The organism is Streptosporangium fragile (genome assembly GCF_039534445.1).
Taxonomy (GTDB): Bacteria; Actinomycetota; Actinomycetes; order Streptosporangiales; family Streptosporangiaceae; genus Streptosporangium; species Streptosporangium fragile.
Window position 1 is genome coordinate 19,172 of the sequence record NZ_BAAAVI010000065.1, and the last position, 17,824, is coordinate 36,995.

Sequence of the window (17,824 nt, forward strand, 5' to 3'; positions counted from 1 at the left end):
CATCGCAACTTAGGTTAGCCTTGCCTATTAAACTCACACAAGGTTAGCCTTACCTAAATTGATCAGCGATCGTGTGATCACTCAGAGGAGCAGGAGCTTTGTCCCTCACGGCATGCCGCCGAGCGGCCGGTCACCCCGGCGGCCCCGGCCTCGCACCGCGCCGCGCGCCTCGCGGGCCGGGGGGTGAGCCTTCCGCGGGTCAGCGCCCGGCGAGCTGCGCCGCCGCGCCGGGAACGGGCTCCGCCGGGTCGGCGCCGAGCGCGACGACGCGGTTGTCGCGGTCGACGTGAACGACCTTGGGCCGGTGCGTCCGCCGCTCCTCCTCGTCGAACGTCCCGTACGAGATGATGATCACCAGATGGCCCGGTTCGATCAGGTGGGCCGCCGCGCCGTTGACGCCGATGACCCCGCTGCCCGCCTCACCGGTGATCGCATAGGTGACCAGGCGGGCGCCGTTGTCGATGTCCACGACGTGGACCTGCTCGCCCTCGACGATGTCGGCCGCGGCCATCAGCTCGGCGTCGATCGTGAGCGACCCCACGTAGTGCAGGTCCGCCTGGGTCACGGTCGCACGGTGGATCTTCCCGTTCATCAGCGTGCGCTGCATGCCGCCCCTTTGCTCAAGATTAACTAAGGTTAGGCTTACCTTAACTACTCCGACCCCCGAGGAGAAGCCCGAAAATGCTCCGCCGTCTGGCCATGGACATCAGTCCGCTCCGTACCAGCAGGGCGTTCCGGAACGTGTTCGTCGCGCGCACCGTGTCGGTCTTCGGGATCGGGATGCTCGCGGTCGCCGTGCCAGTGCAGGTCTACACGATGACCGAATCGACCGTACACGTCGGCGCGGTCTCCTCGGCCGAGGGGTTCGCTCTGCTGGCGGGGTTCCTCTGGGGCGGGGTGCTGGCCGACCGGCACGACCGCCGCCGGCTCATGCTGCTCGCGCGCGCCGCGGCGGGTGCGGGGTTCGTGCTGCTGAGCGTGAACGCCTTCCTGCCCTCGCCGTCGCTGGCGGCGCTCTACGCGCTCGCGGCCTGGGACGGGCTGGCGACCGGGGTCAGCGTCACCGCGCTGCTCGCCGCGACCCCCGCCCTGGTCCGCCCCGACCAGCTGGTCGCGGCGGGCGCGCTCAACGCGCTGACCGTACGGCTCGGCTCGATGGTCTCCCCCGCGCTCGGCGGCCTGACCGTGTCCGCGTTCGGCGCCGGATGGAACTACGCCGCCGCGGCCGCCGGCACGCTGGCCACCCTCGGCCTGCTGCGGGGGCTGCCCGAGCTCAGGCCGGCCGGAGAGGTCACCGAGAGCCCGCTGAAGGCGATCGGCTCGGGACTGCGGTTCGTGGCCTCGCACCGGGTCGTCGGCTCGCTCATGCTGCTCGGCCTGCTGTTCATGGTGGCCGGGGGCATCCCGGTGCTCATGCCGGCGTTCGCGACCCTGCACCTGCACGGCGGCCCGACCACGATCGGCCTGCTCTACGCCGCGCCCGCCTGCGGGGCGGTGCTCGCCTCGGTCACCAGCGGCTGGACCGGGCGGCTGCGCGCGCCGGGCCGGGCACTGCTCGTCGCGTCGGTCTCCGGTTTCGCGACACTCGCCTGCCTCGGCCTGGCCGGGCATCCCGCGCTCGCCGTCGCGATCCTCCTCGGGTACGGCTTCGTCACGTCCGTCGAGGAGATCCTCCGTTACGGCCTCATCCAGGCCCACACTCCCGACGCCTATCTCGGCAGGGTGAACGCCCTGTGGTCCGCCCAGGAGACCGGTGGCGAGGCCGTCGGCGCGCTCGGCGCGGGCGCGCTCGGCCGCTACCTGGCCCCCGGCGCCGCGATAGTCGTCTACGGCACGGTCAGCGCCGTACTCGCCCTCGCCCTCGCCCTCACGCTCACCGGCCTGCGCACCGCGACACTCGACACCGAGACCCGCTGAGGCGGGTCCGCCCCGGCCCTCTCACGCCCGCCCCTTCCCGCCCTCGCTCATGAGCAACCAGACCAGATAGACGCCGCCCAGCACCCCGGTGACCACACCGACCGGCACCGCGACCGGGAGCCGCAACGAGACCAGGTCGCCCACGACGAGCAGTGCCGCGCCCATCAACGCGGCCGGCACGAGCGGCGGGCCCGACCGGCGGGTGAGCCGGCGCGCGAGCTGCGGCGCGGCCAGCGCGACGAACGGGACCGGCCCCGCCGCGGCGGTCGCCACCGCGGCCAGCCCCACCCCCACCACCACGAGCGCGGCCCGCGTGCGCTGGACCGGCACACCGAGCGCCTGGGCCGCGTCGTCCCCCAGCTCGCCCATGCTCAGCCACCGTCCGGACGCCAGCGCCGCGGGCACGAGCACGGCCATGGCCAGGGTGAGCGGCAGCGCCTGATCCCAGCCCCTACCGTTCAGGCTGCCGGTGAGCCAGAACGCCGCCTCGTACGCGTCGCGCAGCTCGGCGCGGGTGACGAGGTAGGCGTTGAACGCCTCAAGCGTGGCGGCCGCGGCGACCCCGACCAGCACGAGCCGGGAGCCGTGGACCCCGCCCCGGTAGGCCAGCAGGTAGACGGCGAGCGCGGTCACCACGGCGCCGAGCACCGAGCTCGCCGCGATGGCGGCGGTGCCGCCGCCGACGACCAGGATCTGCAGCAGCGCGCCGGTCGCCGAGCCCGTGGTGAAGCCGATGAGGTCGGGGCTGCCCAGCGGGTTGCGCGACATGCTCTGGAAGATCGCCCCGCTCAGGCCCAGCGCCGCTCCGGCGAGCAGGCCGACGACGACCCGGGGCAGCCGCAACGTGGTCACGACGAACTCCGTCACCTGGTCCCCCTGGCCGGCCAGCACCCGCACCACCTCGGAGGCGGAGATCGGGAGGTCTCCGGTGCCGACCACGAACACCCCCGCCGCCAGCGCGACGCCCGCCAGCGCGACGCACACCGCGACGGTCCGGACCTCCCAGCGCACGGACCACACCCCGGCGCGCACGACACGGCTCACAGCTGGGGGATCCTTCCTCTGCGGACCATCAGCGCGAAGAGCGGGGCGCCCAGGAGCGCGGTGATGATGCCCGTCTCCAGTTCGCCGGGCGCGGCGACCACGCGTCCGGCGATGTCCGCGCCGAGCAGCAGCACCGGCGCGAGAAGCAGCGAGTACGGCAGCACCCAGCGCTGGTCGGGGCCGACCAGCGCCCGGACCGTGAACGGCACCGCCAGCCCGATGAACGCGATCGGCCCCACCGCCGCCGTGGCGGCACCGCACAGCACCACGACCGCCAGCATCCCCAGCGCGCGGATCCCGCCCACTCCGGCCCCCAGCGCGCGCCCGGAGTCCTCTCCCAGCGCCAGCACGTTCAGCGGGCGTGCCAGGCAGAGCGCGAGCAGCGTCCCCGCCAGCAGGAACGGGCCGATCTCGAAGAAGATCCCGAGGTCCCGGCCGGACAGCGAGCCGACCTGCCAGAAGCGGAAACCGTTGAAGCTGTGCGGGCTGAGCAGCATCAGTCCCGCCGTCAGCGAGCTGAACACCGCGTTGATCGCGGCGCCCGCCAGGACCAGCCGGGCCGGCGTGGCACCGGAACGGCCGCGCGACCCGATCAGGTAGACCAGCAGCGCCGCCCCGGCGGCCCCGAGGAACGCCGCCCAGACGTACACGAGCACCTCGTCCACCCGGAACACCGCGATGACCGTCACGACCGCCATCGCGGCGCCCCCGTTGACGCCGAGCAGGCCCGGCTCGGCCAGCGGGTTGCGGGTCAGCGCCTGCATGAGCGCGCCCGCCAGGCCCAGCGCCGCGCCGACGGCCACGCCGAGCAGCGTGCGCGGCAGCCGCAGCTCCTGGACGATCAGCGCGTTCTCCGAGCCGTCCGGGGCGACCAGTCCCGAGACCGCCTGGTCCAGCGGGATCTGTTTCGCGCCGATCACGATGCTCGCCAGTACGGTCAGGGCCAGCAGGACGCCGAGCAGGTACAGCCCGGCCAGCCGTTTCCGGGGATTCATGCTCTTCACGGGGAGCATCACGATCATTAGGTTAGCCTAAGCTAATAGCGATGTCGCGCGCAGATCACTCCCGCCGGACGCAGTACTCGCCCAGGCCGTCGTCGAGCAGTCCGAAGGCCCGTTCGGCGCAGGCCACGGCGTCGGGGTAGACCGCGTCGGCGGACTCTCCGTCCAGGAGACGCCGCAGGTTCTCCGCGTACAGGACGTTGCGCACACCGATGATCTGCGCGGCCGCGACGCGCGGGGCTATGTCCGCCTGACCGGCCTGCCGGGAGAGCTCCCGGGCCAGGTGTTCCTCGCTGCGGGCGATGAAGGCATAGGCGCGTCGCGTCAGCGAAGGGGTGGACCGGACGAGCCGCTGGACGTCGAGCACCGCCGGACTGTCGTTGAGGCCGGTCACCACGTCCCGCGCGGCCAGCGCCGCGAGGAAGTGACGGCGGAGCGCCGCGGTCGCGGACTCCCCCGCCGCCCGCTCCCGGATGATCCGGGCGGGCTCGTCGAGGCGCTCCTCCAGCGGCTGCAGGACCAGGTCCTCCTTGGTCGGGAAGTAGTTGAACACGGTCTTCTTGGAGACGTCCGCCGCTGCCGCGATCTCCGTGACGGAGACGTCGTCGAAGCCGCGCTCCACGAACAGCGCCATCGCGGCGTGCCACAGGGAACGCTGGGTCTGGAGCTTCTTACGCTCCCGCAGGCCGAGTTCCTCGCTCACACCGGCAACCATACAAGGGGTAAAAATACTCCGAGGATAGAAAGTTATCTCGGTGTAATTTTCTACCTGCAACGTCGTCTTCGCGGTCGCCTCCGCCGTCGTGGCCCTCGCCCTCCTCTTCGCCCCGCGGCTCCGCGAGCCGGGCGCCCTCCCCGCCGAGGCGCCCTGGCCCGCCCTCACCGCCGGCCGGACCACCGGAGGTTCTCCCGTGCCCGGCACCGCCGCCCCGCTCCGGACCCCCGGCCCGGAGCGGGGCGGGCCGGCCCGCTACTCGCCGGAGCCGAACGCGGCGAGGTCGAGGCCGTAGTAGACGCGCGGGGCGCCGTCGAGCTTCACCTCCGCGGTCCCGCCGCTCGACACCGGGAGCTTCACCTCCCGCCCGATGCAGTCGATCTGCCGCACGGTCCGGCCGGTCGCGGGGAGCCGCACGGTCGTCTTCGTCGGCCAGGGGTCGACCCACGGCTCGGGCGACGGGTAGAAGCTCGTACCCGCCTCGTGGTCGGCGTTGAGGATGTAGCCGTCGGCCCGCGACCACAGGATGCTCATCGGCCCGCGCGGCGTGTCGAACAGCAGACCGCGGAGGTTCTCGTCCGGGAAGCGCACCCACCGCACGAACGTCGCGCCGTCCAGCGCCTCCGACGCGGCGGCGAACGCCAGGAGCGAGGGCTTGGGGCTCTTGTCACGCATCACCAACCCGAAGTGGTACTCCGGGTTCGTCTCGCTCGCACCGTAGGGGTTCGCCTTGACGTTGTCGTAGAACTGGTACCACAGGCTGGCGCGCACCCCCTCCGCCACCGCCAGCGCCTGGGACAGCAGCACGTTCTCCGCGGCGTGCCGGTAGGTGTCGTGCCACCAGGAGTTCGGCTTCGTGCAGGCGTAGGCCTCGGTGAGCCAGAGTTCGATCGGCTCACCCGGCTGCGCGGCGATCATCTCCTTCGCCTTGCGGATCGCCCCCAGGAAGTTCCAGTAACTGCCGTTGCTCCCCTGCGTCCACTCCGACGGGTCGGGGGCGTAGTCGGGGGTGAAGTTCCCGCGGCCCGGGTGCAGCGCGAACGCCTTGACGTGCTGGGTCAGCCCGGCGGAGAACATGCGCTCGGCGTAGACGTAGTCCATGCCCGCCAGCGCCACCGACATGAGCCTGAGCGAGCTGCCGCGCTCGGCGATCCGCTGCGCGAAGGCCGTCGCCCACTTCGTCACGTACTCCGCGCCGCCGACCCCCTTGAGGATGCCGCCCTTCATGTTCCACTCGTTGGCCAGCTCGTAGTAGACCGCCTGGGCGTTCTCCGCCGTGGTGAGCTCCTCGTCGATGTACGCCCGCAGTCCCTCGGGGTCGCCGTCGAAGGCCTCCGGGGACGCCGGGGTGCGCAACCGGTTCTGGTGCAGTCCGTACTGGGCGAGCTCCGCCGCGGTGAACTGCGGGTGGCGCGACCAGCGCACACCCAGGCGCTGCAGGAGCTCCCGCTCCTGCGTCGTCGAGAAGAGGTAGTCGGCGGCGATGCCGATGGTGGTGGCCGACCCGGCCTCCCCGAAGTCGTGCGGCGGCAGCACGGCGACGTTCGTGCGGGAGAGGACTTCCTGGTCACCGGCCTTCACCTGGAGCTCGACGAAGTAGACGCCGCGGCCCCGCGCCCGGAAGGAGACCGTGTCCTCCGTCACGGCACCGGCTCCGGCCACGGAGGACGTGACCCTCCTGGCCAGCACCCGGCCGTCGAAGTCGCGGACCTTCCACTTCAGGGTGAGCCTGCGCCCGGCGGCCCCGTTGTAGGCGATGCCGCGCACGGTCAGCGGCTGGTCGGCACCGGTCCAGACGTTGAAGGGCCGGTCCGTCCACAGGTCCACGGCGAGCGGACTGCCCTCGGCGATGGCGCCGACGATCTGGGGACGCGCCGGCTCGGTCACGACGATGTTGGCGGTGGCCCGGAACACCCCGGTCTGCACCTGCGTGGCCGGGAGGTGCAGCGCGCCGGAGTCCCGCCAGGACGAGTTGCTGCCGCGGCCCGTGATGTAGACGGACACACCGGGGAAGGCCTCCTCGTAGACGGCCGTGCCCGCGGTCTGGTAGGGGACGCCGCCGCGGGGGTCGCGGGCCCAGGCCGCGATGCCCGTGTACGTCTCGACGACGGAGCTCGGGACGACCTGCCGGCGCATCATCCCGCTGCTCGCGGAGGTCACGGTGGAGGAGGTGATGTCGAAGACGACCTCGAGCCGCCGGCCGCGTGGCGTGAAGGTGCCCTTGATGCTCGTCTGGGGCGTACCCGTGTCGTACGTGACGACGATGGCGGCGGTCCCGTCGGGGGCGGTTCCCACGGCGGAGGTGCCCGCGTTGGTGACGATGGTGCCGAGCCGGTAGCCCCGCAGGACGAGCCGGGAGACGCCGGCGGCGTCGAGGACCGTGACGGTCCCGCCGGTGGCGCTGATCGTGTACCCCTCCCCCGGCAGGGTCGGGGCGTCCGCCGCCTCGGCGCGCGGCGCCGTGCCGGGAACGAGGACGAGTTGCGAGCCGAGGACGCCGAAGAAGCCCGCGAGGAGCATGTTGCGTCGTGAGATCTGGGCGCGCTGAAGAGCGTTGTCGGTCATGGACGGCCTTTCTTCCTGGGGGGCTGCGGAAGGGGGGGTCGCTGGAGCAGCGGGAGGAGGGGTCGCCGGAGTAGCGGGAGGAAAGGTCAGCCCTTGATGCCGCCGGCCAGGCCGACGCCACGAAGGAACTGCTTCTGGAAGACGAGGAACAGGGTCACCGGAATGACGACCGCGATGAACAGGGCGGCCATGAGGAGCGAGATCTCGGAGGTCTGGGCCACACGGGGCAGGGCGACCGAGAGCGGCTGCATCGCGGGGTCCGGGAGCACGAGGAGCGGCCACAGGAACTCCTTCCACGACGCGACGACCGTCAGGAGCGAGACCACCCCGAGGATCGGCCTGGACAGGGGCAGCACGATCGAGACGAGGATGCGGATCCGGCCCGCCCCGTCGGTGCGGGCCGCCTCGAACAGCTCCTTCGGCAGCGCGTCGAAGAAGCGCTTGATGACGATCACGTTGAAGGCGTTGGCCGCCGCCGGCAGCCAGACCGCGAGCCAGGTGTTCTGCAGGCTCCCGCCCGTCACCGGCAGGTCGAGGACGGTCAGGTAGAGCGGGACGAGCGAGATGACGCTCGGGATGAAGAGGGTGGCGAGGACGAGGCCGGTGAGGATTCCGCCCCATTTCGGGCGGAGCACCGAGAGCACGTAGGCGCCGGTGACGCAGACGAACAGCGTGCCGGCCCACGACCCGGCGGCGAGGACGACCGTGTTCCAGAGGTAGGTGCCCATGTCCAGGCGCGGCCAGGCCCCGGTGAGGTTGTCCCACCGCACACCCGAGGGCCACAGGGCGAACGGCGCCCGCAGGGTGTCCTGAGTCGCCGAGGTCGCCGCCTTGAACAGCCACAGCATCGGCCCGGCGCCCGCCACGAGCAGCCCGGCGAGGACGACGCCCTGGACGACCCGCATCGAGTGGCGCACCACCGGGCGGTTCAGGTCGGCGGCCGAGAGGATCGCCCGTTCGTGCCCGTCCGCCGGGCGCCGCCCGGCCCGCCGCGGGGCGCGGACGTCCTTGGGGTGGTCGGTCACGGTCATCAGTCCCGCCCCAGCCTTCTCGTCGCCAGTTGGTAGATGCCGGCGAAGACACACAGGACGACGGCCAGCATCAGGCTCAGCGCCGTCGCGGCCCCGTAGTCGCCGTTGAGGAACGCGTAGTTGTAGACCATCAGCAGGACGGTCGTCGTCGCGTTGTCCGGCCCGCCGCCGGTGAAGAGGAACGGTTCGGTGAACACCTGCGCGGTGCCGATGATCTGCAGGAGGATCAGGACGACCGTGATGCCGCGGATCTGCGGGAGCGTGACGTGCCAGATCCTGCGCCAGATCCCCGCGCCGTCGAGCTCCGCCGCCTCGTACAGCTCGGTCCGGACGCCGGTGAGGGCGGCGAGGTAGATGATGACGTTGGTGCCGGCGTTGGCCCAGGTCGCCTCCAGGACGAGGGCCGGCATCGCCGTCGACCCGGTGTTCAGCCACAGCAGGGGATCGATCCCGACCCAGCCGAGGACCGTGTTGAACAGACCGTCGGCGGAGGGGTCGTAGAAGACCTTCCACAGCAGGATCGCCACGACGGGCGGGAACACCACCGGCAGGTAGGCGAGGGCGCTGTACAGCCCTTTGCGGTGCCGTACCTCCGAGATGACGACCGCGAGGAAGACCGGCAGCGGGAAGCCGAAGACCAGGCAGAGCAGGCCGTACCAGAGCGTGTTGACGATCGCGGTGGGCAGCAGCGGGTCGCTGAGCACGTAGGTGAAGTTGTCCCAGCCGACCCAGGTGCTCTCGGACACGAAGTTCGTCCGCTGGAAGCTCATGACCAGACCGCGGACGATCGGCCCCCACGAGAAGTAGAGGAAGACGAGCACGAGCGGGAGCGCGAGCAGCGCGGTGCCGGGGTCGACGCGGCGCAGCCACCGCGGCGTGGAGGGGCGTCGGGTCGCGCGCCGGGCGGCCTCCGGCTCCGCCGGGGGCGGCGGGGCGGAGTTCGGGGCCAGAGTCTGCATGGCGCAGCCTTCTTTCGTGTGGTTCTGGGGCGGGCGGCCCGGGCCGGTCACGGGGCCGCCCGCCGGGGTCGTCACCTCGGCGCCCGGGCCAGCTTCGTGTCGACGGTCGCGACCGCCTCGCGGAGCAGCGCGTCCACGTCGGCGCCCTTGTCGGTGAGCACCTTCTGCAGGACGGTGTCCAGCACGGCGTACACCTCCTGCGCGCTCTTGACCGGCTCGGTCTTGAGCTGGACGGTCGCGAGGTTGTCCGTGTAGCCGGTGAAGTTCTCCAGCGGCACGTTGACGTACTCGGCGATCCACTCCTTGTAGCGCTCGAACCCCTCGGGCGAGATCGGGCTCAGCCGCGGGATGCCGACCGCGCCGCCGTCCTGGGCGGAGGCCTTGGCGTCGGCGACCGCGGCCTCCTGGTTGATGTACTTGCCGAGGTCGAAGAAGGCGATCCACTTGAGCGCCGCGGACTTCTCGGCCTCGCTCGCCTTCGGGTTCACGATCTCGACGGACCCGCCGGAGAGGACCTTGTTGTCGTTGCCGGGCCCGGTGGGCACGGCGGTGAGCCCGACGTCCTTCTTCGGCATGTCGAAGTTGATGACGACCGCCTGGTAGGCGGCCGAGGGCACCGACAGGAACATGCCGATCTTCCCCGCCGCGAAGTCCTTGGCGATGTCGTTCATGTTGTAGAGGAAGTTCGTGCCCATCGAGTCGTCCTCCCAGCGCATCCCTTTCAGGAGGGTCAGGGCGTTACGCATGGCGGCGTCGTCGAACGTCGCCTTGGCGCCGTCCTCGCTCTCGATCGAGCCGCCCATGCTGTACGACTGCGCGGTCAGCATCCAGCCGCCGGTGTTCTCGGTGGCCATCTGGGCGTAGCCGGCCTGGCCGGTCTTCTCCGCGACGGCCTTCGCCGCGGCCCGCACCTCGGCCCACGTCCTGGGCGGCTTGGCCGGGTCGAGGCCGGCCTTCTCGAAGAGGGCGCGGTTGTAGAACAGGCCGATCGCGTACGGCAGGACGGGAACGCCGTAGGTGCGGCCGTCCCGCCCCTGGACGATCTTGACGGTCTGCGGGTTCAGCCGGTCGGCGAGCCCGACCTCCTTGAGCTGGTCGGTGATGTCCGCGACCTGCTTGCGCGCGATGAGCGCCTGGATCTCGGTGAACGGGACCTTGAGCACGTCCGGAAGGGTGCCGCCCGCCACGTTCGCCTGGAACGTCTGCACGTCCCACACGGTCTCCGACGGCTCGATCCTGATGCCGGGGTTGGCCTTCTGGAACTCCTGGACGCGCCGGTCGTAGATCGCGCGCGCCGCGGCCTGGTCGGCGCTGGGCCGGTCGCCGACGGTGATGGTGACCGTGCCGTCGCCGGCCGCGCTCCCGCCGGACGACGGGGTCGAGCAGCCCGCGAGGGCGAGGGCGAGGGCCGTGGCGCCGCCGAGCAACGCGGCCGGGGCACGTCGGGGGGCGCGTCTGGGGGTGGTCATGGCATCTCCTGGGGGGTGGTCGTGACGTGTCTCGGGGTGCTCATGCGTACCGGGCGCCCGGGGTGTCGCCTCGTGGCCGGGTCACGCGGAAAGCGCGAGGCGCTCCTCGTTCACCTCGTGGTCGAGGGGGTCTCCCTCGACGAACCGGACGAGTTCGGCGGCCGCGAGATCGCCCAGCCTCGCCTCGTCCGTGCCGAGGCTGCCGGCGATGTGCGGGGTGACGAGCGCGTTGCCCAGGCGGAACAGCGGGTGCCCCGCGGGCAGTTCCTCGGGTTCGGTGACGTCCAGGACGGCGAAGACGTCACGGCGGCGGGTCAGGAACTCCACCAGCGCGTCGTGGTCGACGAGGCCGCCCCGGGCGGTGTTGAGAAGGGTGCTGTCCGGGGGCATCAGGTCGAGTTCCGCCGTGGAGATCATGTGGTGCGTCGTGTCGTTGTGCGGGGCGTGCAGGGTCAGCACGTCGCTGCGGCCGATGACGGTGGCCAGGTCGCCGAGCTCCACACCGAGGCCGGCTGCCTCGTCCGGCCCGGCGAACGGGTCGTACGCGAGGACGCGCAGGTCGTGCTCGGCCAGGCGCCGCGCGACAAGGCGCCCGATGTGGCCCAGGCCGACCAGGCCGATCGTCGCGCCGTCCACGCCGCGGACACCGGTCCGCGGCACCGGCCCCCCGGCCTCCCGCGCGTCCAGGGCGAGCCGCCAGACGTTCTTCAGCGACAGGTGCACCTGGGCGTAGGTGAAGTCGGCGACGGAGACGGCGTTGGCGGACACCGCCGTCGACACCCGGATGCCCCGTTCCCATACGGCCTCGGTGACGACGCCGCGGACGCTGCCCGCCGCGTGGAGGACGAGTTCCAGCGAGGGCAGGCGGTCCAGGACGTCGCCGGTCAGCGGTGCCGTCCCCCACCCGGTGATGAGGACGCGAATGTCGTCCCGCACGCCGTCCGAGAGCGGGTCGAACTCCACGAGATCGACCCGGTGCCGGATGGCGGCCCTCACCCGGTCGGTGAGGACCGACCGGGACCACTCCCGGCCGATGCAGGTCCCCACCGCCCAGCCGGGGCGGCCTGACATCACTGACTTCATTGACGCTCGCATTCTCTGACCGGACCGGGACGGCGCGCCGGATCTCCACCGTCCGCAACGCGGACGTTACGGCTGGATGTCGCGCGGGTTGATTCTTCGTTCGGCTTCGATCAGGGGTCAATACACGAGGGATCAAACGATCAGAATCGATCAGATGCTCCTGGGAGCCCGTCTCCCGCCTCATCCCGGGGGACGACGGCGACCGATACGCCGGCATCCGCCCTTCCGGTACGGGACTCCGATCGTTGATCATGTGATCCGAAGCGGTCGGCCGGCCCGGCGCCCGCTTCCCCGACGAGACGGAGGAGATCACCGTGATCGGTGCCGAGCGCAGGGAGGCGATCCTCCGCGAGCTCCGCTTACGCGGCACCCTGAGTGTCGCCGAGTTCGCGGCCAGGCTCGGGGTCGCCAACGTCACACTCCGCCGTGACCTGCGCGAGCTCGAACGCGCCGGGCAGCTCTCGCGCGTGCACGGCGGCGCGAAGTTCCTCCAGCGGCCGGTGGCCGACGACTACGGCCCGGAGCGCACGGCGAAGCAGCTCGCCGCGACGTTCGGCCTCTCACCCCGCCGGAGCGGGGACGACGCGCCCGTGGCGACGATCGGTATGATCGCCCCCACGAGCACCTACTACTACGCCGAGGCCATCGAGGGCGCGAAACTGGCCGCGCACCTGGCCGGCGTCCGCCTCGTCCTGGCCATCTCCGAGTACAACGAGGCCGACGAGCGGAGGATCTTCGAGCGGATGACGACGATCGGTCTCGACGGCGTCCTCATCACGCCGAGCAAGTCGGAGCTGGCCGAGAGCCCGCTGCGCGCGCTCATCGAGACGTCCCCGATCCCGGTCACGGTCGTCGAGCGGGTCTGGGAGTTCCCCACACGCGGGCGCGTGGTGGACTCCGTCCGGTCCGACCACCAGCACGGCGCCGAGATCGCCGTGGCGCACCTGGCCGAGCTGGGGCACCGGCGCATCGCGGTCTGGACCTACGCGAACCCGCACGTCCAGGAGATCTCCGCGGGCGCCCGCGCGGCCGCCCGCGCCCACGGCTGCGAGGTGCACGTTCCCGAGTTCGACTTCGGCCACCCCGCCTGGAGCTCGATCGATCCCTCCGCGAACGTCCGGCGCTACCTCCTGGAGGCCCGCGCCTCGGGTGTGACGGCGGTGCTCATCCACCCCGACCAGCTCGCGCTGCAGTTCGCGCAGGCGGCGCTGGAGGCGAGCCTGGACATCCCCGGAGACATCACGGTCGTCGCCTACGACGACGAGGTGGCCGGGCTGGGCGAGATGCCGCTGACGGCGGTCGCGCCGCCCAAGAAGGCCATCGGTTTCGCCGCCATCGACGCCTGCCTGCGCGCGATCGCCCATTCGGCGCCGTCGGCCGCCCCCTTCCCCGCCCAGCGCATCCGCCTGCTCCCCGTGCTGAACGTGCGCGACTCGAGCGGGCCGCCGCCCGGCCGCGGACCGTCGCCGAACGTGCGCGGCCCGGGCGGGTCGCCGCCGCCCGGTCCCGCGGATCGTTTTTGAGCGTTTGCCCCGCGGCACGTTGACTCCCCGGACCGCCGGGGCTCTACTGGCCGGAACATCCCCCGCACCGGCCCGGACACCTCACCGTGAGGCGATCCGGTCCCGCCCGAACAGGAAGAGCCGCGTCATGACGACGGTCGCCCGCCTCTCCCCCCTGGCGAACTCCCTGCGGGAGTTCGACGACCGCGTGCTCTCCCCCTTCACGGGATGGACCCGGGACCACTGGGCGGCCCTCGCCGACCACCTTCTCCTGGCGGCCCGCCGGTACGCCTCCGGCTCGCACGCCCGTATCGCCTTTCCGGGAGCGCCGGGCGGGTACGGCGCCGACGTCGACGCCCTGGAGGGTTTCGCGCGCACCTTCCTGGCCGCCGGGTTCCGCGTCGCCGGGGAGGGCGGGCGCGATCCGCTGGGCCTCATGGAGTGGTACGCCGAGGGGATCGCCGCGGGCACCGACCCCCGGTCCCCCGAGCGCTGGGTGCGCCTGGACGAGCACCACCAGGCGAGGGTCGAGGCCGCGTCCATCGCCCTGGTGCTCCACCTCACCAGGCCGTGGCTGTGGGACCGTCTGGCCCCGGCGGTGCGGGAGCGGGTCGTCGAGTACCTGGCGCCCGCGGCCCGGGTGGAGTACCCCCCGAACAACTGGGTCTGGTTCCAGATCGTCGTCGAGCAGTTCCTCGCGTCCGTGGGCGGCCCCGCCGACCGGGGCGTCGTCGACGCCGGTCTCGCGTTCACCGACGGCTTCGCGCGGGACGGCGGCTGGTACGCCGACGGGCTCGAACGCTCCTACGACCACTACGCCGGGTGGGCCCTCCACCTCTACCCGCTGCTGTGGACCGAGATGGCCGCGGGGGACCCGCGGGCGGAGTCCCGGCGCCCGGAGTACCTGCGGCGCCTCGAACGTTACCTGCACGACGCCGTCCACCTCGTCGGCGCCGACGGATCGCCGCTCGTCCAGGGGCGGAGCCTCACCTACCGCTTCGCCGCCGCCGCGCAGTTCTGGGCCGGGGCACGTGCGGGCGTGCCGGCTCCCGCCCCGGGGCTCCTGCGCCGCGCCGCGTCCGGCATCGCACGCCATTTCGTCGAGCACGGCGCACCGGACGCGGAGGGGATCCTCACGCTCGGCTGGCACGGGGCGTGGCGGCCGATCGCGCAGTCGTACTCCGGTCCCGGCTCCCCGTACTGGGCCTCGAAGGGCCTTCTCGGCCTGTCGCTCCCCGCCGACCACCCGGTGTGGACGGCCGTCGAGGCGCCCCTGCCGGTCGAGTCGGGCGACTACGGCCTCGTCGTGCCGTCCGCGGGGTGGCTCGTCAGCGGCACCCGCCGGGACGGCGTCGTCCGGGTGGCGAACCACGGCACCGACCATTCCCTCCCCGGATCGCACCTGACCGACTCCCCGCTGTACGCGCGGCTCGGGTACTCGACGGCGACCTGTCCCGTCCTCGCGGGAGAGCACGCCGGGCATCCGCTGGACCAGTCCGTCGTGCTCCTCGACGGCGAGGGGCGTCCCAGCCATCGGACGGGCTTCGAGACGCTCAGCGCCGGGCGCCTCGCGTCGGGGACGCTGGTCGGCGGGTCGCGCTGGCGCGCGCACTGGGTGGATCCGGAGCGGGAGAGCATGGATCTCGGCGTCGGGCGCTCGGGGCCCGTCCGCCTCGGGCCCCGGATCTGTGTGATCTCCGCGGTGCGCGGCCCGTGGGAGGTGCGCCTCGCGCGGGTGTCGGCGCCGGCCGGCGCGGGGAACGCCGGGGGGCACGGCGCGGAGTACGGCGCGGAGTACGGCGTGCTGCGCGTCGGGGGGTGGCCCGTGCCCGCGGACGCTCCCGCCCCCGCCGACGCCTCCGCCGGTGGGCGGGCGGCGGCGTCGAACGGCACGCTGCGCTCCCGGATCGTCGGCGGCCCGGGGCTGGAGGCGTCCGGCGTGACGTCGGCCGGGGCCGCCTCCCCGCTGGCCCCGTGGACGCTCGTCCCGTGGTGCGCCACACCCGCGCGGGCACGGACGGACGTCTGGTACGAGGCGGCGGTGTTCCTCGGCGGGGACGGCGGCTCCGGGGAGCGCGCCGTGGACGGGCCCGGCGAGCCGCCGACCGTCGAGTGGACCGGCCGGTCGGCCGCGCGGGTCACCTGGCCGGACGGGACGGCCGACACGGTCGAGGTGCCGGTCGCTCCCGCGCCCTCCGGAACGGAGGCGGACCGGTGACCCCGGCGGCTTTCCCACCGTGACCCCCGCGCGTTCGGCTGGTTTCCTCTCGGTTAGTTTCAACCGTGAACACATTGCGACCGGAGCAGAGCATGTCCATCATCCCGGTGGGAGAACACACCTGGGCGGCCGTCACCGCGACCTCCACCTACCTGTTCGGCGTGGAGACCGACGGGGAGGACACCCGCGTCGTCCAGTGGTACTGGGGGCCGAGGCTGCCGGAGGCCGCCCTGGCCGAGGCCGCGCGGTTCCGGACACCGCGGAGCGGGTCGAGCTTCCTCGACCCGCGCGCCACCGACGAGTTGCTGCCGGTGGACGGCGGGCGCCGCTCGGGGCTGCCGTCGCTGCAGGCCACCTACGAGGGCGGGGTGCGCTCGGTCGAGCTCGCCTTCACGGAGGCCGTGCCGGGGCCCGGCGAGATCGAACTGGTCCTGCGCGACAAGACGTACGGCCTGCGGGTCGGCCTCCACGTGCGCTGCGCCGAGGACACCGACGTCGTCGAGCGGTGGGTCACGGTGGCCAACGAGGGCACGGCGGCCGTGCGGTTCGGCAGGCTCGACTCGGGCAGCTGGATCGTCCCCGAGCAGCGGGCCTACCGCTACACCGCGGTCTACGGGGGGTGGGCGCGGGAGACGCAGCTCCAGCGGGCCGAGCTGCCGGTCGGGGAGACGACGTTCACCAGCAGGACCGGCACCACCGGCCACCGCGCCAACCCGTGGATCATGATCGACGCGGGTGACGCCACCGAGGAGAGCGGCGAGGTGTGGACCGTGGCGCTCGCCTGGAGCGGCTCCTGGCGGCTCACCGCGCAGCACCTGCCGGAGGGCGACGTCACCGTCACCGCCGGTTTCGGCCACGACGGGCCGTCCTGGCACCTGGCGCCGGGTGAGTCCCTGCGCACCCCCGCCGTCCTCGGCCTCTACAGCGACGGCGGGTACGGCGCGGCCAGCCGGGCCTGGCACCACCACGTCCGCCGGCACGTCCTGCCGACGCCGGAGGAGGACCGGCCGGTCCTCTACAACTCCTGGGAGGCCACCGGCTTCGACGTCACCGAGGCGGGCCAGCTCGAACTGGCCGGGAAGGCCGCCGCGCTCGGCGTCGAGCTGTTCGTGGTGGACGACGGCTGGTTCGGCGCCCGCGACTGCGACTCGCGCGGCCTGGGCGACTGGTGGCCCAACCCCGCCCGCTTCCCCGACGGGCTGACCCGCCTGTTCACGGAGGTCCGCGCGCTCGGCATGACCGCCGGACTCTGGGTCGAGCCGGAGATGGTCAACCCCGACAGCGACCTGTACCGGAGCCGCCCCGACTGGGTGCTGCACTACCCGGACCGGCGCCGCGACACCATGCGCAACCAGCTCGTGCTCAACTTCGCCCGCGACGACGTGCGCGCGTGGGCGACCGGCTGGCTCGACGGGCTGGTCCGCGAGTACGGCCTGGCCTACCTGAAGTGGGACATGAACCGGAACTTCAGCCAGGCCGGCTGGCCGGACGCCGGAGACCGCGCGGACATGCTGTGGATCGAGCACACCCGCGGCGTCTACGACGTCATGGACGAGCTGCGCCGCCGCAACCCCGGCCTGCGCATCGAGTCGTGCTCGGGCGGCGGCGGCCGGGTCGACCTGGGTGTCCTGCGCCGCACCGACCTGGTGTGGACCTCCGACAACACCGACGCCCGTGACCGGCAGGCCATCCAGCACGGTTTCTCGTACCTGTACCCGGCGAACGTGATGTCGGCCTGGGCGACCGACAGCCCCAACCCGCACACCCGCAGGGAGGTGCCGCTCCGCTACCGCTTCCATGTCGCGATGGCCGGAACCCTCGGCATCGGCGGGGACCTGACGCGGTGGAGCGCGGAAGAGCTCGCCGAGGCCCGCGACCTCGTCGCGGCCTACAAGGCGATCCGCCCGGTCGTGCAGCGCGGCCGCCTGCACCGCCTGGCGGGCGTGCCGGGCCGGGCCGCCTCCGCCGTGCAGTACGTCCTGGACGACCGGGTCGTCGTGCTGGCCTACAACCCGTTCTCGCTCGACAAGCGGACACCGGGACGGCTGCGCCTGGCCGGGCTCGACCCCCAGGCCGTCTACGAGGTCGTGACGAGCGAGGCCGCCGCGACCGCGCCCGAGGGCTCCCGCTGGCACGGCCGCACGCTGATGTCCCTCGGCCTCATCCTGCCCACCTGGTCCCCCGACGGGCCCGACTACCGCAGCGAGCTCCTCGAACTCCGCCGGGTGGAGGCGTCGTGACAGGCGTCCCGTGACGCCACGACGCGGGGCGCCCTCCGGGCCGTGACGACGGCCCGGAGGGACCGAGCAGCCGTGCGGTT

At 72.6% G+C, this 17,824-nt stretch carries 13 protein-coding genes; 4 read left to right on the forward strand and 9 right to left on the reverse strand.

What is annotated here, in order from left to right:
* Positions 1-199 precede the first annotated feature (199 nt).
* Positions 200-607, reverse strand: coding sequence for an aspartate 1-decarboxylase (panD, locus tag ABD841_RS31830; protein WP_344979513.1), 408 nt, complete (start codon positions 605-607; stop codon positions 200-202).
* A gap of 74 nt (positions 608-681) precedes the next feature.
* Between panD and entS the strand changes: the two genes are divergently transcribed.
* Positions 682-1,917, forward strand: a complete 1,236-nt coding sequence (entS, locus tag ABD841_RS31835) for an enterobactin transporter EntS (protein ID WP_344979514.1) — start codon at positions 682-684, stop codon at positions 1,915-1,917.
* 21 nt (positions 1,918-1,938) lie between these two features.
* On the opposite strand, the gene ABD841_RS31840 is transcribed toward entS, so the two are convergent.
* The 8 genes from ABD841_RS31840 to ABD841_RS31875 form a co-directional block, all read right to left on the reverse strand.
* Positions 1,939-2,961 (reverse strand): FecCD family ABC transporter permease, encoded by a 1,023-nt coding sequence (locus tag ABD841_RS31840; RefSeq protein ID WP_344979516.1) that lies wholly within the window; start codon positions 2,959-2,961, stop codon positions 1,939-1,941.
* Complete coding sequence (locus ABD841_RS31845) at positions 2,958-3,983, reverse strand: FecCD family ABC transporter permease (protein WP_344979518.1); 1,026 nt, start codon at positions 3,981-3,983, stop codon at positions 2,958-2,960. Before ABD841_RS31845 ends, ABD841_RS31840 begins: the two co-directional genes overlap by 4 nt.
* 37 nt (positions 3,984-4,020) lie before the next feature.
* Entirely contained in the window at positions 4,021-4,665 is a 645-nt protein-coding gene (locus ABD841_RS31850; protein ID WP_344979520.1) for a TetR/AcrR family transcriptional regulator, read from the reverse strand.
* A 267-nt stretch (positions 4,666-4,932) separates the two neighbouring features.
* Positions 4,933-7,242 carry a hypothetical protein gene (locus tag ABD841_RS31855; protein WP_344979522.1) on the reverse strand — a complete coding sequence of 770 codons (2,310 nt, stop codon included), beginning with the start codon at positions 7,240-7,242 and terminating at the stop codon, positions 4,933-4,935.
* An 86-nt stretch (positions 7,243-7,328) separates the two neighbouring features.
* Entirely contained in the window at positions 7,329-8,273 is a 945-nt protein-coding gene (locus ABD841_RS31860; RefSeq protein ID WP_344979524.1) for a carbohydrate ABC transporter permease, read from the reverse strand.
* Positions 8,273-9,232 (reverse strand): carbohydrate ABC transporter permease, encoded by a 960-nt coding sequence (locus ABD841_RS31865; protein ID WP_344979526.1) that lies wholly within the window; start codon positions 9,230-9,232, stop codon positions 8,273-8,275. Before ABD841_RS31865 ends, ABD841_RS31860 begins: the two co-directional genes overlap by 1 nt.
* A gap of 71 nt (positions 9,233-9,303) precedes the next feature.
* Positions 9,304-10,701, reverse strand: coding sequence for an extracellular solute-binding protein (locus ABD841_RS31870; RefSeq protein ID WP_344979528.1), 1,398 nt, complete (start codon positions 10,699-10,701; stop codon positions 9,304-9,306).
* 81 nt (positions 10,702-10,782) lie between these two features.
* Positions 10,783-11,772: a hydroxyacid dehydrogenase gene (locus ABD841_RS31875; RefSeq protein ID WP_344979530.1), complete on the reverse strand. Its 990-nt coding sequence runs from the start codon at positions 11,770-11,772 to the stop codon at positions 10,783-10,785.
* A 326-nt stretch (positions 11,773-12,098) separates the two neighbouring features.
* Here ABD841_RS31875 and ABD841_RS31880 point away from each other — a divergent pair, with 326 nt between their 5' ends.
* The 3 genes from ABD841_RS31880 to ABD841_RS31890 all read left to right on the forward strand — a co-directional run bounded on the left by ABD841_RS31880 (position 12,099) and on the right by ABD841_RS31890 (position 17,744).
* Positions 12,099-13,307, forward strand: coding sequence for a substrate-binding domain-containing protein (locus tag ABD841_RS31880; RefSeq protein ID WP_344979532.1), 1,209 nt, complete (start codon positions 12,099-12,101; stop codon positions 13,305-13,307).
* A 127-nt stretch (positions 13,308-13,434) separates the two neighbouring features.
* On the forward strand, positions 13,435-15,504 hold the full coding sequence (locus ABD841_RS31885) for a DUF2264 domain-containing protein (protein ID WP_344979534.1): 2,070 nt from the start codon (positions 13,435-13,437) through the stop codon (positions 15,502-15,504).
* Between the two features lie 65 nt (positions 15,505-15,569).
* Positions 15,570-17,744 (forward strand): alpha-galactosidase, encoded by a 2,175-nt coding sequence (locus ABD841_RS31890; protein WP_344979536.1) that lies wholly within the window; start codon positions 15,570-15,572, stop codon positions 17,742-17,744.
* Positions 17,745-17,824 lie beyond the last annotated feature (80 nt).